Annotated in this window: 22 protein-coding genes and 16 tRNA genes; 16 read left to right on the forward strand and 22 right to left on the reverse strand. The window is 44.1% G+C overall.

Annotated features, from left to right (window positions below; all coding sequences use genetic code 11):
* Positions 1-45 precede the first annotated feature (45 nt).
* Positions 46-690, forward strand: coding sequence for an HAD family hydrolase (locus tag AC0L6V_RS06770; RefSeq protein ID WP_265220903.1), 645 nt, complete (start codon positions 46-48; stop codon positions 688-690).
* 37 nt (positions 691-727) lie between these two features.
* On the opposite strand, the gene AC0L6V_RS06775 is transcribed toward AC0L6V_RS06770, so the two are convergent.
* Positions 728-1756: a nucleoid-associated protein gene (locus tag AC0L6V_RS06775; protein WP_265220902.1), complete on the reverse strand. Its 1029-nt coding sequence runs from the start codon at positions 1754-1756 to the stop codon at positions 728-730.
* 85 nt (positions 1757-1841) lie between these two features.
* Between AC0L6V_RS06775 and AC0L6V_RS06780 the strand changes: the two genes are divergently transcribed.
* From AC0L6V_RS06780 to acnA, 7 genes are all read left to right on the forward strand, one after another.
* On the forward strand, positions 1842-2162 hold the full coding sequence (locus AC0L6V_RS06780; protein ID WP_265220901.1) for a hypothetical protein: 321 nt from the start codon (positions 1842-1844) through the stop codon (positions 2160-2162).
* Positions 2163-2255: 93 nt separating this feature from the next.
* Positions 2256-2678, forward strand: coding sequence for a VOC family protein (locus tag AC0L6V_RS06785; protein ID WP_418138869.1), 423 nt, complete (start codon positions 2256-2258; stop codon positions 2676-2678).
* Positions 2679-2798: 120 nt separating this feature from the next.
* Complete coding sequence (locus AC0L6V_RS06790) at positions 2799-3428, forward strand: OmpA family protein (protein ID WP_265220900.1); 630 nt, start codon at positions 2799-2801, stop codon at positions 3426-3428.
* Positions 3429-3979: 551 nt separating this feature from the next.
* Positions 3980-4645, forward strand: coding sequence for a SatD family protein (locus AC0L6V_RS06795; protein WP_265220899.1), 666 nt, complete (start codon positions 3980-3982; stop codon positions 4643-4645).
* Positions 4645-5490 (forward strand): DUF3307 domain-containing protein, encoded by an 846-nt coding sequence (locus AC0L6V_RS06800; RefSeq protein ID WP_418139076.1) that lies wholly within the window; start codon positions 4645-4647, stop codon positions 5488-5490. Before AC0L6V_RS06795 ends, AC0L6V_RS06800 begins: the two co-directional genes overlap by 1 nt.
* 28 nt (positions 5491-5518) lie before the next feature.
* Positions 5519-6379, forward strand: coding sequence for an NAD(P)-dependent oxidoreductase (locus tag AC0L6V_RS06805; RefSeq protein WP_265220898.1), 861 nt, complete (start codon positions 5519-5521; stop codon positions 6377-6379).
* A 227-nt stretch (positions 6380-6606) separates the two neighbouring features.
* The gene (gene acnA / locus AC0L6V_RS06810) at positions 6607-9354 is read left to right on the forward strand and encodes an aconitate hydratase AcnA (protein WP_418138870.1); all 2748 of its coding nucleotides are present in this window, start codon (positions 6607-6609) and stop codon (positions 9352-9354) included.
* A gap of 89 nt (positions 9355-9443) precedes the next feature.
* On the opposite strand, the gene AC0L6V_RS06815 is transcribed toward acnA, so the two are convergent.
* Positions 9444-9995, reverse strand: a complete 552-nt coding sequence (locus tag AC0L6V_RS06815) for a histidine phosphatase family protein (RefSeq protein WP_265220897.1) — start codon at positions 9993-9995, stop codon at positions 9444-9446.
* Positions 9996-10076: 81 nt separating this feature from the next.
* Positions 10077-11255 carry a BaiN/RdsA family NAD(P)/FAD-dependent oxidoreductase gene (locus tag AC0L6V_RS06820; RefSeq protein ID WP_265220896.1) on the reverse strand — a complete coding sequence of 393 codons (1179 nt, stop codon included), beginning with the start codon at positions 11253-11255 and terminating at the stop codon, positions 10077-10079.
* A gap of 338 nt (positions 11256-11593) precedes the next feature.
* On the opposite strand from AC0L6V_RS06820, the gene AC0L6V_RS06825 reads away from it, so the two are divergent.
* The 8 genes from AC0L6V_RS06825 (at position 11594) to AC0L6V_RS06860 (ending at position 19618) form a co-directional block, all read left to right on the forward strand.
* Positions 11594-12175 carry a hypothetical protein gene (locus AC0L6V_RS06825; RefSeq protein ID WP_265220895.1) on the forward strand — a complete coding sequence of 194 codons (582 nt, stop codon included), beginning with the start codon at positions 11594-11596 and terminating at the stop codon, positions 12173-12175.
* A gap of 115 nt (positions 12176-12290) precedes the next feature.
* On the forward strand, positions 12291-13589 hold the full coding sequence (locus tag AC0L6V_RS06830; protein WP_265220894.1) for an imelysin family protein: 1299 nt from the start codon (positions 12291-12293) through the stop codon (positions 13587-13589).
* Between the two features lie 123 nt (positions 13590-13712).
* Complete coding sequence (locus tag AC0L6V_RS06835) at positions 13713-14714, forward strand: di-heme oxidoredictase family protein (protein ID WP_418138871.1); 1002 nt, start codon at positions 13713-13715, stop codon at positions 14712-14714.
* Positions 14665-15084, forward strand: a complete 420-nt coding sequence (locus AC0L6V_RS06840; protein ID WP_265220892.1) for a di-heme oxidoredictase family protein — start codon at positions 14665-14667, stop codon at positions 15082-15084. Before AC0L6V_RS06835 ends, AC0L6V_RS06840 begins: the two co-directional genes overlap by 50 nt.
* Positions 15084-16142, forward strand: coding sequence for an imelysin family protein (locus AC0L6V_RS06845; RefSeq protein ID WP_265220891.1), 1059 nt, complete (start codon positions 15084-15086; stop codon positions 16140-16142). Before AC0L6V_RS06840 ends, AC0L6V_RS06845 begins: the two co-directional genes overlap by 1 nt.
* A 153-nt stretch (positions 16143-16295) precedes the next feature.
* Positions 16296-16715 carry a DUF1513 domain-containing protein gene (locus tag AC0L6V_RS06850; RefSeq protein WP_418139077.1) on the forward strand — a complete coding sequence of 140 codons (420 nt, stop codon included), beginning with the start codon at positions 16296-16298 and terminating at the stop codon, positions 16713-16715.
* Complete coding sequence (locus AC0L6V_RS06855) at positions 16675-17253, forward strand: DUF1513 domain-containing protein (RefSeq protein WP_265220889.1); 579 nt, start codon at positions 16675-16677, stop codon at positions 17251-17253. The genes AC0L6V_RS06850 and AC0L6V_RS06855 overlap by 41 nt, the downstream gene beginning before the upstream one ends.
* Before the next feature lie 112 nt (positions 17254-17365).
* Positions 17366-19618: a GGDEF domain-containing phosphodiesterase gene (locus AC0L6V_RS06860; RefSeq protein WP_265220888.1), complete on the forward strand. Its 2253-nt coding sequence runs from the start codon at positions 17366-17368 to the stop codon at positions 19616-19618.
* Positions 19619-19732: 114 nt separating this feature from the next.
* Here AC0L6V_RS06860 and AC0L6V_RS06865 read toward each other — a convergent pair whose 3' ends face one another.
* From AC0L6V_RS06865 to pheT, 19 genes are all read right to left on the reverse strand, one after another.
* Positions 19733-21037, reverse strand: coding sequence for an OmpP1/FadL family transporter (locus tag AC0L6V_RS06865; RefSeq protein ID WP_265220887.1), 1305 nt, complete (start codon positions 21035-21037; stop codon positions 19733-19735).
* Between the two features lie 437 nt (positions 21038-21474).
* Positions 21475-21551 (reverse strand) — tRNA-Asp (locus AC0L6V_RS06870).
* 51 nt (positions 21552-21602) lie between these two features.
* A tRNA-Val gene (locus AC0L6V_RS06875) sits at positions 21603-21678 on the reverse strand.
* A gap of 32 nt (positions 21679-21710) precedes the next feature.
* Positions 21711-21787, reverse strand: a tRNA-Asp gene (locus tag AC0L6V_RS06880).
* Positions 21788-21839: 52 nt separating this feature from the next.
* Positions 21840-21915: transfer RNA gene (locus AC0L6V_RS06885), tRNA-Val, on the reverse strand.
* A gap of 32 nt (positions 21916-21947) precedes the next feature.
* Positions 21948-22024, reverse strand: a tRNA-Asp gene (locus AC0L6V_RS06890).
* A 51-nt stretch (positions 22025-22075) separates the two neighbouring features.
* Positions 22076-22151: transfer RNA gene (locus tag AC0L6V_RS06895), tRNA-Val, on the reverse strand.
* Between the two features lie 32 nt (positions 22152-22183).
* Positions 22184-22260 (reverse strand) — tRNA-Asp (locus AC0L6V_RS06900).
* Positions 22261-22311: 51 nt separating this feature from the next.
* Positions 22312-22387: transfer RNA gene (locus AC0L6V_RS06905), tRNA-Val, on the reverse strand.
* A gap of 32 nt (positions 22388-22419) precedes the next feature.
* Positions 22420-22496 (reverse strand) — tRNA-Asp (locus AC0L6V_RS06910).
* Between the two features lie 52 nt (positions 22497-22548).
* Positions 22549-22624, reverse strand: a tRNA-Val gene (locus AC0L6V_RS06915).
* 42 nt (positions 22625-22666) lie between these two features.
* A tRNA-Thr gene (locus tag AC0L6V_RS06920) sits at positions 22667-22742 on the reverse strand.
* 45 nt (positions 22743-22787) lie between these two features.
* Positions 22788-22863, reverse strand: a tRNA-Thr gene (locus AC0L6V_RS06925).
* 45 nt (positions 22864-22908) lie between these two features.
* Positions 22909-22984: transfer RNA gene (locus AC0L6V_RS06930), tRNA-Thr, on the reverse strand.
* Between the two features lie 40 nt (positions 22985-23024).
* Positions 23025-23100 (reverse strand) — tRNA-Thr (locus tag AC0L6V_RS06935).
* Between the two features lie 64 nt (positions 23101-23164).
* A tRNA-Thr gene (locus tag AC0L6V_RS06940) sits at positions 23165-23240 on the reverse strand.
* Between the two features lie 13 nt (positions 23241-23253).
* Positions 23254-23330, reverse strand: a tRNA-Pro gene (locus AC0L6V_RS06945).
* A 301-nt stretch (positions 23331-23631) separates the two neighbouring features.
* The gene (locus AC0L6V_RS06950; RefSeq protein WP_111607291.1) at positions 23632-23928 is read right to left on the reverse strand and encodes an integration host factor subunit alpha; all 297 of its coding nucleotides are present in this window, start codon (positions 23926-23928) and stop codon (positions 23632-23634) included.
* 4 nt (positions 23929-23932) lie between these two features.
* On the reverse strand, positions 23933-26317 hold the full coding sequence (pheT, locus tag AC0L6V_RS06955) for a phenylalanine--tRNA ligase subunit beta (protein WP_265220886.1): 2385 nt from the start codon (positions 26315-26317) through the stop codon (positions 23933-23935).
* Between the last annotated feature and the right edge of the window lie 16 nt (positions 26318-26333).

Raw genomic sequence — 26333 nt, forward strand, 5'->3', positions numbered from 1 at the left:
AATTCGTTATGATCAACCTTCATTCACAACGAAACTATTTTATTTATGTCCTATTCTTACAAAGCAATAATCTTTGATTGCGATGGCGTTATTGTCGATACAGAAAACATCTCTAATTCCATTTTAAAATCCATGTTAAGTGAATGCGGTCTTGAACTCGATAATGAGACATTACACGCGAAATTTACCGGGTTCACGAACAAAGAAAACCTAATTAACGCAGAAAAACTTCTTGGTAAGCCGTTACCCGCTACTTTTGATGAAGATTACAGACGGCGTTTTCACGCGATTATCGAAGCAGACCTTGAACCTATTGCTGGTGTTCGTGACTTACTCAATAAGATTTCCGTACCTATTGCCATGGCGACGAATGCACGACGCCAAGAAATGAACTTCAAATTAGACAAAATTCAATTGTCTGCCCGATTCTCTACTCGTTTCTGTGTCGAAGACGTAGAAAATGGCAAACCCGCGCCAGACCTTTATTTAACTGCCGCCAAAGCGCTGAATGTTGCCCCCAAAGATTGTTTGGTTATTGAAGATTCTATTGCAGGTATCACAGCAGGGCGAGCCGCTGGAATGCGGGTTCTCGCTTTCAGCGAAACACTCGATGCCAACATGCAACTGGCTGCAGGTGCAACAGAGTGCTTCAAAACAATGAAAGAACTAGAAGACTTACTAGGCATTTAACAAGCCTTCTAGTTATAGATAGAGAGCACGCAACTCTCTAATTAGACATAGATTGCAGCTGTTTTAGCAGGCTCTTAGGCAACTCCTTTATGGTCAGCGTGCCAGAGTCTGCATCAAACACAACGGACTCTCCAAGTAAGTCACTGTCAAAACTAATTGTCAACGCACGAGAACTTCCAGATAAGCGAGTCAGCTTTTTCAGCGCGGCTTTTTCGACGAAAATCTCTTTTTCCATCTTAAAACTGTCAGAGTCAGCGATTTCTAAAAACTTATTCGCTTGCTCGATAGAGAACCGAGATTCAACTTGAGAGGCAATATCCTTAATGGCTAAAGGTTCACGATCTTGCGCTTTCGCTTGGCAGTGCTCGGATACGACTTTCTTAAATTCATTCGCTTGTTTAGACGGCAAACCTTCGGACTGGCAAAAAGCAGACGTCAAATCCACCAACTTGCGGGTTTCCTTGGCTGCCACCTTCGGTTCATCACAACCAATAAACTGCGTAAAATATTCACTTTCAGATTTGGGTGCACGCCCAAAGCGAAACGAAATATAACGCCCTTCATCGCCAGCTTGCCACGCGGTCAAATTAATACGCAACGACATGTGTAACTTTTCCATCTCAATTTGCTCGATTTGCGACAAACTAAGATCCGCACCAAGACCAATGCCTTTTTTACGTTTTAACATCACTATGTACAAAAAATGCGTATCATGAAGCTCATAATGATTGAACCACAACAGACCGCCTTCCGCTTCTTCCACTTGCTCTAAATACTTAAGATATTCAGCTGCACACTCTTTTGTAAAACTGGCAAAATCCACAAAAGTATCGTTTTTAAAATGCTTAAACAGCAAGGCTGGTAATTGTGCCCCCTCTTCGCTTCCCTGAGGGTTCACAAAACGTCCGGTGTTCATTCCAGAACGGTTAAAGAGATTCGTAACCTGAGCAGACAAGGCTTCAGCTTGACCGTCAACTGGATTTTCATTTGGACGTGCAATCAGTATCGCTTTACGCTCACCTTCATGCTTTTGAATCTCATGCACAATTAAGTTGCTAATAGACACCGGCTACCTCTTACGTTTATTATGGACGATTACGATCATTTTTTAACCCATTTACTAGTATAGGATCTTCCCAAACCAAAACACTATGATAAAACCCAAAACCACAAAGAGAGACACGCGAAAAGAACTGGAGTCTCTGGTAGATCAATTTATCAAGCAGAATGGAACCATCCAACAAGTCGACATGGGTGAATCTGGTTTGGTCGATGGCAAGTATAACACGAGCCACATAGGCTTTAACGAGCCAAAACAAGATCGCACACCATTAAATCACGTTGTTGCGGCTATTCAACAGCGAAAACACAGCAAATCTCCAGCAATCACATCCTCACCTAAAAAACGCCCTAAGAAAAAAATCATCTATGATGACTTTGGCGACCCTATTCGCTGGGTATGGGAAGAATAAGAATCTAAAGTGAGTCTTTTGCGTTCGCTTTGAATTACCTCTCTGATCCTGTAATAATGCCACTACATTTATTCACCAGATTAGGGAGTTATCATGTCTATTCGATACCTACACGCCATGATAAGAACAGACAAACCAGAAGAAAGTCATACCTTTTACACAGAAGGTCTAGGAACCATCCAAACCAGACGTATGGACAGTGAAAAAGGTCAGTTTTCTCTTATCTACTACGCTACTGAAAAAGGCGCCCCAGAAGTCGAACTAACCCATAACTGGAGCGATCGAACCTATACAGGTGGTGATCAGTTTGGCCATTTGGCATTTGAAGTAGAAAATATTTATCAAGTGTGTGAAAAACTGCAATCTTTAGGTGTCACCATATTGCGTCCACCACGCGACGGTCACATGGCATTTATTAAAGACCCTAATGGTATTTCAATCGAACTTCTACAAAAAGACGGCTCTCTTGAAATCGTAGAACCATGGGCTTCTATGGAAAATGTCGGCAGCTGGTAGTTACATTTCATTACAAAACATTCATTTGATTAAACAACGCTACAAAAAGCCAATAGTAGTATTGGCTAATTTTTTCTAAGCTGTGAACATCATAGAGCTAAAAAGGGCGGCAATAGTGTCATGAAGACTGTTATAAGCACCATAGGCTTGATTGGGGCATTATTGGCCTCTAGCCATTCTGTTTTTGCAGAAAGCTTGTATGCAACAAATATACAGTCTCGCCTAGCGGATGCAGACAGAGATGGCGTCATTGATGCTCGAGATCTTTGCCCAGATACATCGGAAGGAGCAGCAGTAGATAACTATGGCTGCCCTGACCAAACATCAAAGTTGCTGTCCGTCGAACTTAACGTCTTATTTGATACGGGCAAAGCGGATATCAAACCCCGCTTCTACACTGAACTAAAAGAACTTGCTAAATTTTTACAAGATAACCCAACTAGCAATGTAGTTATCGAAGGCCACACTGACAGTCAAGGTTCAGCGGAATTAAACCAAGAACTCTCTCAACAACGGGCAACCGCTATCGCTAATGTTTTGGTAGACAGTTTCAGGATTGCTCCAGATCGAGTAAAAGGTATAGGCTATGGCGCAACTCGTCCTGTCGCCAGCAATGAAACTGAAGACGGTAGAAAAGAAAACCGCCGAGTCGTTGCTGAAGTGTTCGCCAAACAACAGTTTGCCAACCAACGCTGGACTATTTACAGCGTAGATCAAAGCCTCAACAATACAGCACTGAATAAAAACTGATCCCTTCAGTATTTGTGCTAAACCAAAACCAGCCCCTCTAAAAAGTGGCTGGTTTTTTTAGTTTGGGAACTGGTGGCGTATCTTTAGCCGCACTGATTATCGCGAAATAAATAGTGGCAATTGTGGTGGTAAAACCATGAAGGCGAAACATAGTACCAAGCCGCTGGGGACAACAGACGTTACCTAGCTTGAGACAAAAAGGCTCAATCTGTACTTCAAGCTACTGCCATGGAATCAACTCATTCATATGACCAAGAAAAAGTTCTTTACGAGTTTTACGTCGTTTACTTGTAAATTCGGTATCAGCTAAGGAAGGTTGGTTTATATTTAATGAATCATTGTTTGCTGAAGTCGATAAAATATTGTCTGTACCAACAAATTGCACAAGCAAACCGTCTTACAGTATTAACTCTCTCACGAAAAAGCATGATTTAAAATACTGACCAAACATAAAATGGTCACTTTTTATTGACCAAATTAGCTTTGGTCAATAAATTATGCTTTGATATCATATATGAAAGCCGTATGTTGTGGTGAAGGAGGATAATTCAATGACATCTATTAATAATGTCGCTAATGATATGAATACAGGCGGTGTTATCACTGGAGACATTGTCAACTCCAGTGCTTTGTCGGATGCTGAGCATCAAGCCTGTTTACAGCAGGTTGAGCAAGCCATTGCCATTTTCCAAGATGAATTCCATGCTCAGGGCGATGTGTTCCGTGGTGACGAGTTTCAGGTGTTTGTGCCCAACCCGAAAGACGCTCTACGCTGTGCTGTGCTGCTAAGGCTCGCGCTGATGAAGTGTGTAAAAGGCGCGGATGCTCGGGTGTCTGTTGGTATTGGCAAGTATAAACAGATCGAGACTGAGCTGAGAAAAACCGCCAAAGGTGAAGCTTTTCAACTCTCTGGGCGCGCTTTAAAAGACATGGATGAAGAACGCCTTAAGCTGTCTTTGCAAGATACAGTTGAAGCCAACCCCAGCCGTGATTTATTGATTCGTCACTTAGATTTTATGATGACAGGCCTCAGTGAAAAACAGGCTGAGGTGTTGTTCCCTCGCCTACTCTACCCTGAATTAACGCAAGATGCGCTATCAGCTAAGACCGGGATTCATCGCCGTTCGTTAGCCTCACGCTTGCAACGGGCAAATGCCAGCTTGATACTAGACACCTTGGATGCATTAGAAACCACGTTAATAAGGAGTATGTCGTGATGTTTCAGCTCGATGGTTTGCCTGTGTTGCTTATGTTGTTACTCGGACATGTGATTGGCGATTTCTTTTTACAGCCAAACTCATGGGTGAAAGACAAAAATACGCACCAAGGCCGTTCGAGCGCTTTGTATTATCATGGGCTGGTTCATGGCGCCATTGTCTTAGTGATTATTAGTTTCGCAACCGCCGCCAGCTTGTTAGTCTCGCTCTTTATCGGCTTACTATTCGCCGTTATTCATAGCCTAATCGATTATGCAAAAGTGAAAGTTGGACAAGGCTTTTTGTGGTTTATTATCGACCAGTTACTTCATGTCCTAAGCATCCTATTTTTATGGTTTTATCTCTTTGATACCGCGATAGAACAAATCAAAACGCTCATCAATGACATAGATTACAGCGCGCCTCTCCTCGTCACTCTGGCGTATGTGATGATGCTCAAACCGGCGTCTATTATCATCGGTGAAATTTTATCTAAATGGTCGGCGGACTTGGAAGCCGATGTGTGCGACTCACAAAACAAGAAAGCTCAATCCTTACCGAATGCCGGCCAGTATTTGGGCTACCTTGAACGCGTCTTAGTGCTGACCTTTATACTAAACGGCCAATACACCGCAGTCGGCTTTGTACTCGCAGCGAAATCCATTTTCCGCATGGGGGATCTACGGGAAGCCCACGATAGAAAATTCACCGAATACGTCATGCTGGGGCTCACTATTTTCAGTAAGCATCGCTTTATTCACTGGTTTTATTGTGGTGAAGCTGCTGCCATAACCATCTCTATGGTTAAAACGAGCGCTACGATATTGCCATTTTTATCTGCTATAACTGCTGCCATTCACATATAGAAAATAACACCGATTAAGAGAGTAATTTATGAAAAGTATTGGATTTTTAGGGTTAGGCATCATGGGCAAAGCCATGGCTGCGAATTTAATAAAAGCGGGATTTGATGTGACGGTCTGGAATCGTAATGCAGCAAAATGCGCTGAGTTAGTCGCGCTGGGCGCTCGCCAAGGAGCGACACCCAAAGACGTGGCGGCACATTGCGATATTACTTTTGCCATGGTGTCCGATCCCGAAGCCGCCCTCGCCCTTTGCCAAGGCCCAGATGGTGTTGCAGCAGGCATTGGTACTGGCCGTGGTTATGTGGATATGTCCACCGTGGACGACATAACCTCTAAAACCATTGCGGGATTAATCACCCAAGCTGGCGGACGTTTTTTGGAAGCGCCCGTTTCTGGTACTAAGAAGCCCGCTGAAGACGGTACGTTGATTATTCTCGCTGCGGGCGATCCATCCCTTTATGACGATGTCAAACCTGCTTTTGAGGTGATGGGTAAGATGTCACCTTACCTTGGCGATGTAGGTCAAGGCGCCAATATGAAGCTGGTCGTAAATATGATGATGGGTGGCATGTTGAGCATTTTCAGCGAAGGCCTGTCTCTGGGGCAAAAAGCCGGTTTAGACGGTCAGCAGATTTTAGACATTGTTGACGCTGGCGCCATGTCGAATCCGATGTTTAAAGGCAAAGGCGCGATGCTATTAAATGAAAACTACACCACCAGCTTCCCGCTCAAACATATGCAAAAAGATATGCGTTTGGCCGTCGCACTGGGTGATCAGCTTGACCAGCCTCTTCCAACCGCCGCTATTGCTAACGAAGCCTTTAAACAAGCGATCAAAGCAGGCTTCGGAGAGGAAGACATGGCCGCCGTTTATAAAGTGATAAAGTAATTTCTACAAGACCATTAAGAGAAAACCTTGTGTTTCTCTTAATGGTCACTTAAGTAATTTGAATCAACTGTATTATGAAACCCCCTTATAGAATAAGGAAATAAAGTCCAGCCAATTAGATTTGACCACTTCCCATGCTTCACGACCGTCTGAACAGGTTAAGATAATCTATACTTAATTTTTTGAAGAGGCCTTAATCATCCTTATCAATACGGCAGGAGGACATAATGAACAACAGTTTCAACACCCATCAACCACTCACTGTGAATGGCGAAGCGTTTCATATTCATTCCTTAAAAGAGCTTGGTAACAAGGCAAGACGACTGCCCTTTTCTTTGAAAATTTTACTTGAAAATTTGCTTCGTCATGAAGACGGTGTCAATGTTAAGACAGAAGACATTCAGGCTTTACTCGATTGGCATCCTCAAGCCAAACCCACCATAGAAGTCGCCTTCACCCTGGCCCGTGTCGTCATGCAAGATTTTACGGGCGTACCAGCCATTGTAGATTTAGCCGCCATGCGCGATGCCATGGAAAGACTGGGTGGCGACCCAGCGAAAATAAACCCACTTTCCCCCGTTGAGCTTGTTATCGACCATTCAGTACAAGTGGATGGTTACGGTAATGATGGGGCATTTGATTTAAACGCTAAGCTGGAGTACGACCGTAACAAAGAGCGTTACGAGTTTTTGCGCTGGGGACAGACCGCATTTGATAATTTGAAAGTCGTGCCGCCGGCAACAGGTATTGTGCACCAAGTAAATTTAGAGTACTTGGCGCGTGTTGTTTTTCATAAAGACAGTCATGGCAAAAAATTCGCCTATCCTGACACACTAGTGGGGACCGACTCTCATACCACCATGATTAACGGTTTAGGGGTTCTTGGCTGGGGCGTCGGTGGTATTGAAGCCGAAGCCGTTATGTTAGGCCAACCGATTAGTTTGCTTATACCGCAGGTGGTTGGGGTAAAATTAAGTGGCCGATTACCAGAAGGCACAACCGCAACCGATTTGGTGCTTACCGTGACTGAAATGCTGCGAAAACACGGTGTCGTTGGGAAGTTTGTCGAATTTTATGGTGATGGCCTTGCTGATTTACCACTGGCCGACAGAGCCACCATTGCCAATATGGCGCCAGAATACGGTGCGACCTGCGGCCTTTTCCCCATTGATGACGAAACCATCAATTATCTACGCCTAACCAATCGCGATGAAGAACAACTTAACCTTGTGGAAGCCTATGCCAAACATCAAGGCTTGTGGCGTAATCATGGCGACGAAGCCGACTACACGGATTATCTTGAGTTAAAATTAGGCGATGTGGTGCCTAGCCTAGCAGGACCAAAACGACCGCAAGACCGAATTGCCCTTGATCAAGCTGGCGACGTGTTACGCAAGCATCTAAAAGCGTTTCAAAACGAGCGCATTGAGCGCCGCGAGAAAAGCGATCAGCAGCAAGTGGTTATCGAGAGTGAAGGCCCAGTCACTGATACCGACGAGCAATTTAATGAAGCCTCATTTAAAGGCGCTGCCAATGTGACATTTCAAGGACAAGAATTTGAGCTAACCGACGGCGCTTGCGTGATTGCTGCGATCACAAGTTGTACCAACACCTCTAACCCAAGCGTTATCTTGGCAGCAGGTTTGGTGGCAAAAAAAGCCAAGCAACTTGGAATTAATGTTAAACCTTGGGTGAAAACCTCCCTCGCCCCTGGCTCTAAAGTCGTCACTGATTATTTGCAAAAAGCCGGTGTGATGGACGATTTAAACGACCTTGGCTTTAACTTAGTGGGTTACGGTTGTACTACGTGCATCGGCAACTCTGGCCCATTGGCAAGCGAAATATCAGACGCGATTCAAAAACATCAACTCATTGTCAGTTCTATTTTGTCAGGTAACCGAAACTTTGAAGGCCGTATTCACCAAGATGTAAAAATGAATCTGTTGGCCTCACCGCCCCTTGTCGTGGCGTATGCCATTGCCGGTCGAACCGATATTGATGTCTACAAAGAGCCATTAACGCAAGATAAACAAGGTAATGACATTTATCTAAAAGACATTTGGCCAAGTGTTAAGGAAGTCAGCGACTTGGTTAAAAACACCGTCACCAAAAGCATGTTTGAAAAAAACTATGCCAATGTCTATCAAGGCGACCATCGCTGGCAACAAATCCAAGTACCCGATGGCAAACTGTATGACTGGAATGACACCTCAACCTATATTAAAAAAGCCTCCTTCTTTGATACGATGACGATCGATCCTCCCGGCATACCAAGCATAAAAGGCGCCCGTTGCTTGGCGAAACTCGGCGATTCTGTCACGACCGATCACATTTCTCCAGCGGGGGCGATTAAAACAGATTCACCCGCAGGCCTGTATTTACAGGAGAATGGTGTTGAAAAATCGCAATTTAACTCTTATGGCTCTCGTCGTGGTAATCACGATGTCATGGTGCGAGGCACCTTTGCCAACATACGTTTAAAAAACCTTCTCGCACCCGGTACAGAAGGCGGCGTGACACGCACCCAACCAGATAACAATCTCGCTAGCATTTATGACGCCGCCATGAGCTATCAAAATCAAAACACTCCACTAATTATTTTGGCGGGCAAAGAATATGGTACTGGCTCATCTCGCGACTGGGCCGCAAAAGGCTCGTTACTACTGGGCGTCAAGGCCGTTATTGCGCAAAGTTATGAGCGAATTCACCGCTCCAATTTGATCGGAATGGGTATCTTGCCATTGCAATTTAAAGATGGGGAAAGCCATGAGTCTCTAGGATTAACCGGACAGGAAATATTTTCTATCGATGGCTTGCAAGACAAAGTGACTGAAGTCACCTTAGTCGCAATAAAAGACAATGGGGAAACAATCAACACCCGCGTCGATCTGCGTATTGATACCCCGAAAGAATGGGACTACTACAAACACGGCGGCATATTACAATACGTATTGCGCAATATGCTTCATCAATAATAGCCACAACCCTTGAATGCTCAAAAAACCAAGGCTCATGAAAATACCTTCATGAGCCTTGGTTTTTTTGTTGTTTAAATACGCGCTTTTTACTCTAACTGAATGCGCGCCAGTATCTTTGCTGGCAGAGTCAAAGGCAGAGATAAAATAGCGGCTTCCGCTGAGCTTGGATACACCTGTGTGAGGGCGGTAAAATTAACTTGGTGTGTTACCAATAGGGTTGGCTTAGTGACCGATTGCTGAGAAAACATTTGCAATAGTGATTGAGTTTGTTCTACACGATCTCCCTGACCGGCAAAAAATGAATTTAATATCGGCAAAGGCGTTACATCATCTCCAGACAATAATCTCGCTGTTTCCAAACAACGACACCATTGACTGCTGTAAACCTCAATGGAGCCAGAATACTGTTCACGTATGTGTTTGCCCCAAGCCAACGATTGCGACCGCCCTACGTCATTTAGATTGCGTTGTGTGTTGCAGTCTTCAAGCACAAAGCCCACAGGATCACCAACACCTGGAGCCAAAGCATGACGCATAATCAGCACCGCCTTGCCATCTCGCCACGCCTGCCAAGCCGCAGCGTCCGCCCAACTGACGGCAGACCAAACACATAACATTAACCACAAAAACCCTTTCATCAGCACCATCCTCGTAATCGTTATTGATTGTACGCAGTAGCACCAATATAGGTTCAGTAAACGCTTATGTAATTAACTCGATCAGACATACTGCCCAGCACAATAACCACTGGCCCACGCCCATTGGAAGTTGTAGCCGCCGAGCCAACCGGTCACATCGAGCACTTCACCAATAAAATAAAGCCCTTTTTGTTTTTGTGATTCGAAGGTTTTCGAAGACACTTCATTGGTGTTTACGCCGCCAAGCGTCACTTCCGCGGTTCGGTACCCTTCTGTGCCATTGGGTTTTATATCAAAATGAGACAGGTAGTGAAACAAACTGTCGATCTGTTCATTGGATGTTTGTGCGCTGCGTTCGCTGAGCCAAGGGAACTCTATTTTAATCAGTTCTACTAAGCGTTTTGGTAGGAGATGAGATAAAACACCTTCATAGCTTTTTTTCGGAGTGCTTTGTCGAACGTCGAGTAAGTCGTCTAGTGATAAGGTCGGTGCAATATTAATGGCAAGCATTTCGCCTGGTTGCCAAAAATTGGTAATTTGCAAAATGGAAGGGCCGCTGACACCGCGATGAGTAAACAACATTGGTTCTTGGAAAGTGACGCCCCCTGCTGTTGCTGCTATCTCACAAGCAATACCAGAGAGTTCAGCAAGCTGTGCTTTCCGATCAGGCTGAATGGTAATAGGAACGAGACTAGCACGAGTCGGTAATATGTCATGACCGACTTGCTTGGCGATGTCGTAGCCAAAACCTGTCGCACCCATGGTTGGAATTGACAAACCACCCGTTGCTATAACAAGAGATTCGCAAGCAAAATCCCCTTGATTGGTTTTAAGGACAGTCTGTCCGTCTTGAAAATCAATATGGTGAATTTTGGTGTTTAACTTTAACTCTGCGCCGGACCATTCAAGCTCTGTCAGTAATATATCAAGCAAGTCTTTTGCAGAATGCTCGCAAAATAATTGTCCAGGCGTTTTTTCAACATAATCCAAGCCATGACGATCAACGAGATCAACAAAATCTTGTGGTGAAAAACGACGTAGTGCAGAAATGCAAAAATATGGATTGTCAGATAGAAAATGCTTGGGGGATGCATCCATGTTGGTAAAGTTACAGCGACCACCACCTGACATGAGAATTTTTTTCCCTGCTTTATTCGCGTGATCCAATACCATCACTTTTTTACCACGATAACCTGCCGTTGCCGCACACATTAAGCCTGACGCACCAGCACCAATGACGATCACATCCACTTTATCCACAACCTACCTCATCACTTATTAGTGGCTGCATTATAGTGTCTGATTCTTTAATTACCATCAAATGCTGGTTAACGATCCTTAGGAAAAAGAAAATTAAAATCTTGTCCACAGAAACCGTTAAGAAGGCTGTGGGAATCATGAATATTCCCTTTAAATTCAATCAACTATATAAAATCAAACATTATTTTCAATAATTTAAAAAAGCGCCGATTCGCAAAATCCCAGTAATTTTTTTAAAAAATGCAAACTATTTTTGAAAAAATAACTTGTAAGCTTATACTGTTCGGATATACAGTACTGTATAAATAAACAGTAAAGATAGCTTAAAGGATGTGTATATGATCAAGCTACTAAGCCCCACTCATACTATTCATAAAATTGCACTATTTGGTGTTGTTGCATTGGCTTTATACGCCCCCGTGAAAGACCTACTAAAATATACAGAATCCGTTTTTGCAAAAGAGACAATTCAAATTGTGGATGCATCGTTTGGCACCAACATGCCTTGGCAAGAAGACAGCACCTCTTACGTCAAAGTCAGCCAAAACGCACAAACGAGTTTGTCTCGGGCACAGATTATCTACACAAAGTTACGCTTTAGTAATCCAACGCAAAAACCACAAACTTATCGCAAAATCTGGTTAAACTTTTCTCATGAAAACGGCGACCAAGAATACACCACTGACTACACTCTCTATAACACTGAAACACGTCAGAGACTTATCGGCCAATCTGTACAACTAGGCCCAAACAGCACAATCGAAGTTATCGCGGCCTATCGTTTTATTCCGAGCTACAAAAATAAGTCACCTGTTAGTATGAGTGTCTCGTGGGAAGGACAAAGCTTAATGCGCTACAAAGCTTGTGAATATGATTTAGCAAGCTCTGCTGGCAATACCTTTCAATATCAGTGCCACTGAAGACTGTGCCATGACAAACAATCAATAAATTGTAAAAAATGCGCAAATATCACAGTTGATAATCGTTTTCATTTCTAATACTATGTTGGCACATAAAAATATTGGAGCCTCCAAGATGAAACGATTGTTAACCCCTATCGCAATTTGTGTGACTGGTGCGATGCTCACAGCTTGCAGTCCTGCTGCCCTAAAAAATGAATCTGCGACTGTTACTGCCAATTCTGTTGTTGTTCATTATGCAGACATTGCCGAAGCGGTTTACACCGATTCACTCACAACAGCGCAGACTCTGCGTACTGCTATCGACACCTTATTAGCCAACCCTAATGAAGCAAACCTAAAAGCGGCGCGTACGGCATGGGTTGCTGCTCGTGTACCTTATCAGCAAAGTGAAGTTTACCGTTTCGGTAATCCGATCGTAGATGACTGGGAAGGCAAGGTGAATGCTTGGCCTCTAGACGAAGGCTTGATTGATTATGTAGCAGCTGATAGCTACGGCACAGAATCCGACTTAAACCCGCTTTACGCAGCCAATGTTATCGCATCCACTAGCCTAGTCATTGGTGGCGTAAAAGTAGACACCACTAATATTACTCCTGAGCTTATTGCCGAAAGCTTACAGGAAGCCGATGGTGTAGAAGCCAACGTTGCTAGCGGTTACCACGCTATTGAGTTTTTACTGTGGGGGCAAGATCTAAACGGCACCAATCCAGGCGCTGGCGAACGCCCTGCAACGGATTTTGATGTAAATAACTGCACAAATGGCAACTGCGATCGTCGCCGAGATTATTTAGTGGCGGCTACCGATTTGCTTATTTCAGACTTAGAAGAAATGGCAAACAATTGGAAACAAGGTGGTGCTGCTCGTGTTGCTTTATTAGAGCAAACGCCAGAGCAAGGCCTTGCGACTATTCTTACTGGTATGGGAAGCCTTGCGTACGGTGAGTTGGGCGGCGAAAGAACGAAACTTGGTTTGATGCTACACGACCCTGAAGAAGAGCACGATTGTTTTTCTGATAACACACATTGGTCACATTACTATGATGCAAAAGGCATCAAAAATGCGTACTTAGGCGAATATCAGCGTGTCGACGGTAGCTGGGTGAAAGGCGCGTCTTTGTCTAACCTCGTTGCTAAGCAAAACAAACAGCTCGACAACGAAATGAAGCAAAAACTTAATGATACTGAGGCCGCAGCACAAGCAATGGTTGATGCCGCAGAAAAAGGCCAAACCTTTGATGTCTTGATTGCCATGAACAACACCAAAGGCAACCAACTTGTGCAAAATTTTGTCGATTCATTGGTCGATGAAACTCGCACTACCGAAGACATTATCCACCTACTCAACCTTGAAGGCATTGCACTAGAAGGTTCAGACAGCTTGGATAACCCAAGTGCTGTCTTTGGCAATTAATTATGCGCTTGCAATAAAAACGGCTCTGCATTTAAAACATGGATGAATAAAATGTGTAATATGAGACCTTTACTGCCGTAAGGTAAAGGTCTCTGTATATTAAGTTGTGGTATTCGTCTGTTTATGACAGCAAATTTCAAGGCTTGTGTGTTTTTCGTTGCTGGCGCGTGCGCTGGCTTTTTTTGCTTTCAGAACCTGGCAATGGCCAGTGATTATTCCACGCCGTTGTCAGGTATTCGAGTAGAAGACAAATTTGAATTTCATATAGGTGAAGGTGTTTTTCAAAAATTTTGGGTGCCCGCCCCATCTTCGACAACAGCCAGCGATGGATTAGGTCCTCTATTCAATACTCGTTCTTGCAACAATTGTCACATCAACAATGGTCGAGGACACGCCCCAGAAGCGAATATTAGCGGCCTATCCGTACCGTCTTTTTTAATTAGACTAGGCAAGAGCTATCCCGTATTGGATGAAAACACGATCTATCCCCACGTAGGCGACAAACGTTACGGCCATCAGTTTCAAAGCCAAAGCACCCTTGGCGTTTTAGCTGAAGGTGATTATTCTCTTACCTACAGCACGCATATTGAAACATTAAAAGATGGCACCCAAGTCACACTGAGACAACCTAACCTGCACTGGAATACGCTTCACTATGGCGATTTCGAAACCGATACGGGGTTTACTATGTTGGTATCACCAGCCCTCGTTGGAATGGGATTATTGAATAACATTCCAGACGAAACGATTATGGCAAATGCTGATCCTGATGATAAAAATAACGATGGTATTAGTGGCCGAGTAAGTTGGATCTCTAATAACCAAGAAAAAGTGATTGGTCGTTTTGGCTATAAGGCGTCTGTGGCCAATATCAGCGCGCAAAACCAGTCCGCTTTTAATACCGATTTGGGACTATCAACACCACTAAATCCGTCAGCCTCAGGTGACTGTACCGAATTCCAAACAGACTGCATGACTAGCGCAAACGGTAATAGCATACATTTAGACAACCTAGAAGTTGACAAGCAACAAGCCAGACTCGTTGATCTTTTCATTTCCCTCTCCTCCCCCTGCAATGAGAAACCTAACCAGCACAGACTTTTTAGATGGGAAACGTCTTTTTGACGACGGTGGCTGTGCCAGCTGCCATATTCCCAAAATGCAAACTGGAGGCTATTCAAGCTTTGCTGTGCTCAACCACCGTACCTTTTACCCTTTTACGGACATGCTACTGCACGATATGGGAGAAGGTCTTGCTAGCGGGTTTCCTAGCTTTTCAGCCAGTCCGAGAGAATGGCGCACAGCACCTTTATGGGGAATCGGCTTGTCTGAAAAAGTGTCCGGCAGAGTGGGCTTTCTTCATGATGGTCGAGCGAGAAATATTGAAGAAGCCATTTTATGGCATGGCGGTGAAGCCAAAGACAGTCAAGAATTTTATAAAAGCTTACACAAAGAGCATCGCAACAAACTCATTTATTTTCTGGAGTCTCTCTAATGAAACACCTGTCAAAACTAATGGCATTCACCATTAGTACAATTACACCTTTGTTTGCCTCAGCCGGTACGTGGGAAGGCCCTCTTACTGGCATCACGTCTCAGGTTATTACCCAAGGTTATCAAGCCTACTCAGCGTCCTCAAAGTCATTACAAGATCTTAGTAGCGCCTTGTGTGCTTCGCCATCAGCACAAACATTAGAAGCAGCAAAGACCGCCTTTAAAATCAACGCTCAAGACTGGCAGCAGGTACAGTGGCTGAATTTCGGTCCTGTTACGTATTTCATGCGCTATTACGCCTTCGAATATTGGCCAGATAAAAAAGGGGTTACTCAACGTCAGTTAAGAGCGCTGGCACAAGGAGATCCATCTGTCATGGATGCGCCAAAATTTTGGACATCCGCTAGCATAGCGGTAAGAGGTTTAACAGCCATCGAAAGCCTACTTTATCATCCTGATTTTACGCCAGTACAATCAACCAGCCATTGCCTGCTACTTGAGAAAATCACAGCACATCACGCAAAGAGCGCTGAAGCTGTATTTAAACAATGGCAAGAAGGTAAGGCACAAGACTGGGTATTCGACGAAGAAGGCATGGGCTTTGATCCAGAAAAAGTAGCATTAGAGCAATTTTTACAACAATGGCTAGAACACATGTCGGCAGTAAAAGACGCTAAGCTTGAAACTCCTATTGGTTATAATAGCCGAGAAAATCTCAAACTTGCTGAATTTTATCGTAGCGACCTTTCTTTGAAAGCTATACAAAAAAACGTGCAGACCTACCGAGAAATTTATCACACGGGTTCGCCTTCTTTGTTTGACCTTGCCAAACAAAGCGATGCAAATCTGGCCGAGCAATTAGAGCAGCAGTTAACGGAAAACACCAAATTAGCGCTACAGTTGCCCGATGACTTTTTTCACGGTAACTACACAAAAGAGCAACGCTTTGATCTTGCACAACCTCTCGTAAAATCCATCTCAAACAGCCAATCTTATTTATCCAGTCTCGTAACGAAACTTGGCTTTCAAATTGGTTTTAACAGTAGGGACGGAGATTAAGCATGTTATCGAGACGATCATTTTTACTGTTGAGTGGCGCTCTTATAACTACATCATCGTGGGCGGCTCTTAGTCAGCAAAAAACAGGCGATACACTATACGCTTCAGCCTACTCACTCGACAAAAATACGCATTTTTTTGGCTTATTTAACGATGAAGGTACGATCCTTTGGACAGCACCATTGCCGCATCGAGTCCCATGCGCCAGTTGTCCACCCTAACCAGAGCATCGTTGGTATTGTCGGTAGACGACCAGGTTTTTTTATAGATTTCTTTGACGTATCAAGCAACCAGAGAATAAAACGTATTGAACCAAGTAAAGACCATCATTTCTATGGTCATGCACTGTTTTCCGCTGATGGGACTCAGCTAATCACACAGGAAAATTACTATCCAACTGGCGAAGGAAGGATCTTTATACGGGATTGGCCAAGTGGAAACATTTTACAATCGTTCAACAGCAATGGAATAGGCCCCCATGAGTCTGTTTTTTTAAATGACCAAGTGTTGATTATCGCCAACGGTGGAGCTCATGACCCACCCAAGAGAAGACAGAGATATTTTAAACCTTGATACCATGCAACCCAATGTCACTTACCTTTCCTTGAAAGATGGTCGTATTTTAAATCAAGCTTCCCATCGTGACGAATTACACCAATTGAGTATTCGGCATCTTGATGTGAACGCAAAAGGTACGGTTGCACTGGGTTTTCAGTATCAAGGCGATATATGGGATCAAGTTCCATTGGTGGCTTTATCTCGACTAGAGCACCCCGAACTGGATTACCTTTCTATGCCGGACGACATTAGAATTCGTTTTAAGCAGTACTGTGGAAGCGTTTGTTTCGATAAGTCTGGTGATATCTTGGCTATCAGTACCCCCAGAGGTGGCTTAGTCGCCTATTGGCATGTGGATACGAAAACCTTCTTAGGCGTTGAAAATTGCCGTGATGTTTGCGGCCTTGTGGCAACAAGCAATGCCCATGAGTTTCTATTAACCAGTGGCACTGGGGCACAACTAAAAAGCAACCCAGTACAAAACACCAGTAAAATGGTCAAAAATCATACCAACATCCAGTGGGATAACCACTTTAGGCACATTAATATATAAATTTTCATCAAAAATTAAAAACTAACATGGTGAAATTTATATTTTTTAGGTAATGTCTATTTTAGAGCCGCAAATAACTGCGGCTTCTTTTTTGACATTATGAAGTTGATTAATGTTTATTCATTTTCTAAAGCGATATTTTTTACTTAATTCTGACTCAGCGGCTGAAGGACACGAAAAAGTCTTCCAGCAAAGCGCGTTAAGGATTTTACTCGCCCTTACTATCTTTATCTTTGCTGTTTCTGAGCTGCACACTCTTTATTTTATTAACGATACGTCTTTTCTAACGATAAACGCAGGCTACCTCTGCTTACTCACTGGCTTACTGTACTTTAGTAGAAAGTACACTCAACTCACCGCCATCTTATTTCTGCTTACATTAATTACTAGCAGCTTTTTGTTGTTGACTCTAAGTAACGAATTTAACGCTGAAAAGTACGCTCTAATCTCTCTTTATTCGTTACCCTTGATCACACGACTGCTCTTTAGTTTTAGAGCCTCGCTGGTAGCAATGGTGATCAATATATACCCTTTTTATTTGATCACAACAGACAACCTTAGCAGCCTACAAACCGATCTTACCGCGTCTTTTTACTTTCAACTGCTCACCTTTGTCACACTCAATATTGGCTTGCCACTTGCCGTTTCTCGTATTATTCAGACTCTTGAAGACAACGCTTCGCACATGCAACAGCTTTACCAAAAACTCAATGACAATTATGCGCTATATGAAGAGTTCTTTGAGAATACAGGCACACCAACCTTACTTTGTGACCAGCGCGGAAAAATACTAAAAGCCAATCAACTCGCTCGAGAGCTATTATCTGATTCGGAAGAAAATACTGTTACCAACTCCACTATCGCGAATTGGCTATCTCCAACAGGCGAAGCGGGAAAATTTTTTTGGCAATCTAACATCGTAGAATGCACCCTAAAACAAAAAAACAACGTTCATATTGAGGTACGTCGAGCCTCATTAACACAACATGGTTACTATGTTTTGCACTTACAAAACACCACGCAACTAAAAGCCATACAGCAACAACTCGAAAGCACACAACAAACCAATAGTCGCCTCGCCCATTTTGATTTACTCACTCTCTTGCCTAATTACAGGCATTTTTGCAGTCAAACCAATCAACGTATTAATGAACAAGACCGACATCTAACTGGCGCCATGTTCATTATACGCATTAGTCAGTTCAAACTGCTTAATAAACAATATGGTAAAGACAATGCTAACAAAGTCATTCTCAATTTTGCCAAAATGCTGCAAAAAAAGCTCTCAGAACACACCATTATTGGTCGACTACGTGGCGTTAAGTTTTCGTGCTTCGTGCCACTGAGTCAGGCTTACCTCATTCAAAAAAACCTCTCCGCTCTCATTCATTCTGTTCTGCCTAGCCAGATAACCGTTGACGGCAATAGATTGAATATGGACTACCAAGTAGGCATTGCCTACTATCAAACGGATGGTAAAACAGCTGAGGAACTACTAGAACACTGTGAAATGGCATTAGAATACTCCAGTAGCTCTGAGCGTTTCTCCTATTACAACCGCAACCTAGAAAACAAGCTCATAGAAGAACACAAACTCGGCCTAAAACTTAGTACGGCCATTAAGAACAAACAAATTAGTATATGGTTGCAACCTCAAGTAAGGCCAAACGGGCAAATTTGCTCATTTGAAGCACTGGCTCGCTGGCAAAATGATGGGCAATTTATCCCCCCGACCACCTTTATTAAAATTGCCGAAAAATTGGGATTATTACCACTGCTTGCGGAAAATCTCGTTCGAGAACTCGTTAACACACTATCTTCATGGCACAAAGAACACATTTACACTCCGATTGCTTTTAACCTAGCCGGTCAAGAATTGATGAACGATGCTTTTTTTGCACTGTTAATGACGCTAGTTGCCGATAATCCTTGGCTAAAAGACATGTTGGAGTTAGAAATAACAGAGACCAGTTCTGTTATGACGCATCCACTTATCCACAAACGCCTAAGGAGTTTGTCACAATATGGTTACTCAATAGCCATAGATGACTTTGGCACTGGCCAAGCGTCTTTAGGCCAGCTTGTTGATATCCCTGCCAACATACTCAAAATAGATCGTCGCTTTGTTTCTCCACTACCTGGAGATCAGCGCCATGTTGATATTGTAAAATCCACCATTCAGCTCGCAGAGTCTCTTGGTATGACCGTTATTGCTGAAGGCATAGAAACCAAAGAGCAGGCCAACCTTCTTGCTGCACTCGGCTGCAATACACTGCAAGGCTACTACTTCGCCAAACCGTCACCAATGTCGGATTGGACAGCCAAAGATAATGCCAAAGCAAAAGAACTTCGCATGGTATACTGACGCCATCAGTCCTTTTCCGTTTATCTATGCCTTTCTTAATTCAGACACAAAAAAGCCAGCATTCATAATAGAACACTGGCTTTTGAATCAAATCAAATGAGTGAACTGAAAACGCTAGAACGCCATGTTCATCGCAACAGAAACAACATTCGCAGAGGAACTATAATCAGCACTTAACTTACCACGAGCGCGGTCCTCACCAGTACCATCTCGACTAACTGACACATCGTCGATCATCACATGAGTAAAAGCGAACGTAGCCGATGTCATATCATTAAAGTCATACGTCGCACCAACGGATATCCACTTACGATCGCCATCAGGTGTACGTGCTGAGCGGTATTTATCGGTTACAGGAGAATTATCCATAGCCACACCAGTTCGGAGCGTTAACTGATCAGAATAGACATAAGTCAAACCTGCAGAGTACATCCACTGATCTTCGAAACCAAAGGTTAGAACAGAATTTGGTTGAGCGCTATCAAAATCGATATTCAGGCCGTCCATAGATCCCCAGCCAGTTCTAATAGCGGACAATCCAAAAATCAATTTCTGTGTTAGATCTTGCTCCATACTTAAAGTAAGAACAGAGGGCAAAGTAATTGAATCCGATACAGTTGTATCAATTAGGTCATATCCAGTAGTAAGCGCACTAGCATTTAAAGTAGCAACATTCTTATATTTGACATCACCCTTAAAGTCGAAATCCACTTCACTGCGGTAGCCCAAACCAAGGCGAGTCCCTTTTCTTGGCTCCATCGCAATACCGAAGCTATACCCATAACCAGTATCATCTGCTTCAATACGCCCATCACCCTCTACACCCGAAATACCGACAGCTGACCCTAAAACCACTTCGGCTTTATGGACTTGCACACTGGCACCAACAGAAACCCAATCATTCATACGATGGGCAAGAGAAAAACTCAAGGCAATATCTTGAAGTGATGTTTCCGTTGCATGAAAACGCCCCGCCCAATCATCACCATAATCGCCTGATAAACCAAACGGCACATTCAAAGATATGCCCGCTACTGTTTTATCAGACAAAGGCTTTGCAAAGTAAAACGACGGTACAAATGTATTATCAACAGAATCACTGTTCGTCGTAGAACCCGCAATAGCCGTTCCACCAGCAGCGGTTGCATTATTAGCACTAATGTTCGTCACATCCATACTCGGCATAACGTAAGCACCAGACACAAACACAGTCGTTTCTTTAGCATTCACAAAAAGCGCAGGGTTCCAGAAGCTGGCAGAGATATCCGCATTAGACGCCGCGACACCACCCAAGGCTTTACCTGACGCTGTCGCACTATGATCATTTAAAGCAAAACCCGCTGAGTATGCAGAAGACGCTGCTGCCACAGAGGCCGCAACAAGACTTGCTCTAAACAAGAATTTTGAGGAGGTAGTCATAAATAAGCTCCATTGTTATTTTTATTGGGAATTATATTGTGATCTTACAAAACACATATACGCTTCAAGTATAGAAGCACATACCCTGATATTACCAGTAAGTATTTCTTCCGCAATAGCATATTTACACAATATCATTCGAAAAAACAAAAACAGCCAAGAAAAAATAGCATCTAGATAACGAACTAATAGAAAGGTAGCAGAGAATTTAACATATTGGGAAATAACGTAACATAAAGATAAAAAAAGCTTTATGACAGTATAAGTAAGAGGAGAAAGTAAAAATAAAAGGAATTAACTGAGAAGTGAGTCACATGTACTTTCGTACTTTGTTAGATTTGCAAAGCGTCACCTACTTCACTCTGTTTAACTCTGCGTTAAGTCTAAGTGCAAAACTTAGTCGTTAACTGCATCCATTATTTGAATAGCAAAAATAATGGCGGAATGGACGGGACTCGAACCCGCGACCCCCTGCGTGACAGGCAGGTATTCTAACCAACTGAACTACCACTCCAACACAACTGTTTTTAACGTCTCAACAGACGTGCACTTTTCATCGGCAAGATGGTGGGTGTGGAGGGGTTCGAACCCCCGACATTCGCCTTGTAAGGGCGACGCTCTCCCAACTGAGCTACACACCCGCTCGTTAGTTTTACATCCTCTGGGAAGAAGATGGCGGAATGGACGGGACTCGAACCCGCGACCCCCTGCGTGACAGGCAGGTATTCTAACCAACTGAACTACCACTCCAACACAACTGTTTTTAGCGTCTCATCAGACGTGCCTTTTTGCATCGGCAAGATGGTGGGTGTGGAGGGGTTCGAACCCCCGACATTCGCCTTGTAAGGGCGACGCTCTCCCAACTGAGCTACACACCCGCTCGTTAGTTTTACATCCTCTGGGAAGAAGATGGCGGAATGGACGGGACTCGAACCCGCGACCCCCTGCGTGACAGGCAGGTATTCTAACCAACTGAACTACCACTCCAACACAATTGTTTTTAACGTCTCAGCAGACGTGCCTTTAGCATCGGCAAGATGGTGGGTGTGGAGGGGTTCGAACCCCCGACATTCGCCTTGTAAGGGCGACGCTCTCCCAACTGAGCTACACACCCGCTCGTTAGTTTTACATCCTCTGGGAAGAAGATGGCGGAATGGACGGGACTCGAACCCGCGACCCCCTGCGTGACAGGCAGGTATTCTAACCAACTGAACTACCACTCCAACACAATTGTTTTTAACGTCTCAGCAGACGTGCCTTTAGCATCGGCAAGATGGTGGGTGTGGAGGGGTTCGAACCCCCGACATTCGCCTTGTAAGGGCGACGCTCTCCCAACTGAGCTACACACCCGCTCGTTAGTTTTACATCCTCTGGGAAGAAGATGGCGGAATGGACGGGACTCGAACCCGCGACCCCCTGCGTGACAGGCAGGTATTCTAACCAACTGAACTACCACTCCAACACAACTGTTTTTAACGTCTCATCAGACGTGCCATTTTGCATCGGCAAGATGGTGGGTGTGGAGGGGTTCGAACCCCCGACATTCGCCTTGTAAGGGCGACGCTCTCCCAACTGAGCTACACACCCAACAATATCCAACGCTATTGCCAAACTTACTTATTAAGTAAGTGGTGCCGCCACCAAGAGTCGAACTCGGGACCCTCTGATTACAAGTCAGATGCTCTACCAACTGAGCTATAGCGGCTTAACGCTAAATCAAATTGTGATTTACTTATTATCTATAAGTAAATGGTGCCGCCACCAAGAGTCGAACTCGGGACCCTCTGATTACAAGTCAGATGCTCTACCAACTGAGCTATAGCGGCTTAACGCTAAATCAAATTGTGATTTACTTATTATCTATAAGTAAATGGTGCCGCCACCAAGAGTCGAACTCGGGACCCTCTGATTACAAGTCAGATGCTCTACCAACTGAGCTATAGCGGCATTACATGACGCAGTTTACTTTTAAAAACTTCCTAAGAAGTGGTGCCGCCACCAAGAGTCGAACTCGGGACCCTCTGATTACAAGTCAGATGCTCTACCAACTGAGCTATAGCGGCTTTACTAAAAGTAAAATCTTTTTTTGCTCTTTCCCATAATCAAGAAAAGAACTTCGACCAAAACTGGTGCCGCCACCAAGAGTCGAACTCGGGACCCTCTGATTACAAGTCAGATGCTCTACCAACTGAGCTATAGCGGCATTTCTCAAATTTTGGTCGGGACGGCAGGATTTGAACCTGCGACCACTAACACCCCATGCTAGTGCGCTACCAGGCTGCGCTACGCCCCGAAAACTTACATTGAAAGAGTTAAACTCTGTCTCTGTCAGCGGGTGCGTATATTACTATAACAAATTGAAAAGGGAAGACTTTTATTAAGTTTTTTTCAATTTAATCATCATACTAAAATTCAGCCAGATAACTGCTTAAACATTGATCTAAATATCTTTCTCGTTCAAGTTTATGACCAACATCGAAGGGTGTGGCAAATATCACATAGAAAGCCCCAGAAAGACTCAACAGGATCTCCCTATCCTGTAGAATTAAAAAAGCCATCCTACTGGATGGCTTTTAATAACCTAAATAGCAACCTTACTCTTGCATATAGTCTTCTACTTTCGACTTAAGCTTCTGCCCAGGTCGAAAAGTAACAACGGTACGCGCTGTAATTGGGATTTCTTCGCCCGTTTTAGGATTTCGACCAGGACGCTGACTCTTCTCGCGCACTTCAAAGTTACCAAACCCCGACAACTTAACTTGCTGTCTTTCTATTAAAGAATGACGCACGACATCAAAAAAACCTTCCACAAGGTCTTTTGCGTCTTTTTTGCTTAAACCAATGGTGTCCACCAAGTTTTCAGCAAGATCCGCTTTTGTCAACGATCCCATAAATCTACCCCCTTACAACGGCTCCCAACTGCTCAGACAAGGCTGCGACAGTTTGTTCGACTGAGTTGTTCACTTCTTCATCACTAAGAGTGTGTGAAGGATGCTGCCACGTCAAGCCCAAAGCGACACTTTTTTTCGTTTCATCAATGCCTTGCCCCTGATAAACATCAAAAACCAAAACATTTTTTAGCGCATCACCGGCAGCCGAAGCAATGACTTTTTCCAACGCGCTAACAGGCACAGAACGATCAACCAACAAGGCCAAGTCACGACGAACTTCAGGGAAACGAGAAACCGCCTCGTATTCTGGCAAGGTCGCATTTAACACAGCCGACAAAGCAATATCAAAAACATAAATAGGCTGATTTGCACCTAATGTCTTAGAGAGCTGAGGATGCAACTCCCCCATCAAACCGACAAACTGACCATCCAAGAAGATATCAGCAGAACGACCTGGGTGTAAAAACTCGCACTCAGAACGCTCATAAGTTGGTTTGCCGCCATTATTCAAAGCAAACAAAGCTTCTACATGTGCTTTTAGATCATAAAAGTCGACTTTCTCATTGCCGTGGTACCAAGCTTCAGCATGACGAGAGCCTGCAATTAAACCCGCGATCTGTTGCTGCTGGTCTAATTCTGCCAATGCCTCAACAGATCCAATAAAGCGGCGACCTGTTTCAAATAGGCGAACACGAGACTGCTGACGATTTTGATTATAAAGATACGCTCTCACTAAGCCTGGGACCAAACTAGGACGCATTACTCCCATATCAGCCGAAATAGGATTCGCTAATGGCACTGGCTCAATATTCGGCAAAAATTGTTTACTCAATACGGGATCGATAAAACTGTAAGTGACCGCCTCTTGATAACCCTGCGATACCAAAATAGAGCGCAACACTTGAATCTGTGTTTTCGACTCAGGCAAAGACGTAAAATTCACCGCCGCTTGAGGCATAGAAGAAGGAAGGTTATCGTAACCATAGATACGAGCCACCTCTTCGATTAAATCAGCCTCAATCGCAATATCAAAACGATGGGATGGCGCTTTGGTCGTCCAAGCATCGTCTGTCACCTCAATCATCTCTAGGCCAAGACGTGTTAGAATGTCTGTCACCAAGTCCTTGTCAATCGACATTGCCAAATACTGATCTAGCTTTTTACGACGTAGCGTCACAATCGCAGCGTCTGGCAACGCCGACTCAGCTACGGCATGAGTGATAGGCCCCACTTGACCGCCAGCAATCTCAATAACCAACGCGGTAGCACGCTCAATGGCTTTATCTTGAAGTGTGGCATCCACACCACGCTCAAAACGGTGAGAAGAATCCGTATGCAAACCATAAGAACGGGCCTTACCAGCCAACGCCAATGGAGCAAAGAAAGCACTTTCAAGAAAGATGTCTTTCGTCTGTGCACTTACACCAGAGCCTTCTCCTCCCATTATGCCAGCAATAGCCAATGGTGCATTCTCATCGGCAATCACCAAGGTATCATCACGAAGCGTTACTTTCTGACCATCCAATAAGACAATTTGCTCATCTTTCTTCGCCATGCGCACAACGATCGAACCCGACAAATTCGCCAAATCGAAGGCGTGCATAGGCTGGCCTAATTCAAGCATGACGTAGTTGGTAATATCGACAATTGGATCAATAGAGCGAATGCCACTGCGGCGAAGCTTCTCCACCATCCACAGAGGCGTTTGAGCACTTACATCAACGCCACGTACAACACGCCCCAAATAACGAGGACAAGCGTCTGTCGCCTCAACTCGCACTGGGAAAGCATCATCCACAACAACCGTAGCGGGTGTAATTTGTACCGGAGTCACATCCAACTTATTTAACACGCCCACTTCACGAGCTAAACCAGCAACACTCAAACAGTCACTGCGGTTAGGCGTTAAGTCGACATCAATAATCTGATCATCAAGCCCTAAAAACGCTCGGAAATCTTCGCCCGTTTGGGCACTGACGGGCAGTTCCATAATGCCATCATGGTCATCACTCAAGCCCAATTCAGAAGCAGAGCAAAGCATTCCAAAGGATTCCACTTGACGCAGTTTGGCCTTTTTGATTTTAAAATCCGCACCCAATACGGCACCAATTTTAGCAAAAGGTATTTTGATACCAGGACGTGCATTTGGTGCGCCACAGACAACCTGAAAAGTTTCTACGCCATCAGATACTTTGCACACTTGCAATTTATCGGCATCCGGATGAGGTTCAGCACTGATAATTTCTCCTACGACAACACCTGTAAATGCCGACGCTACGGGTAATACTTCATCCACTTCAAGGCCAGCTAGGGTAATCTGAGCAGCCAAGTCATCACTACTGATACCTGGATTGACCCACTCTCTTAGCCAATTCTCACTAATTTTCATAACAATATCCTAGGTC

The sequence above is a fragment of the Marinomonas sp. G8-14 genome (assembly GCF_055808935.1).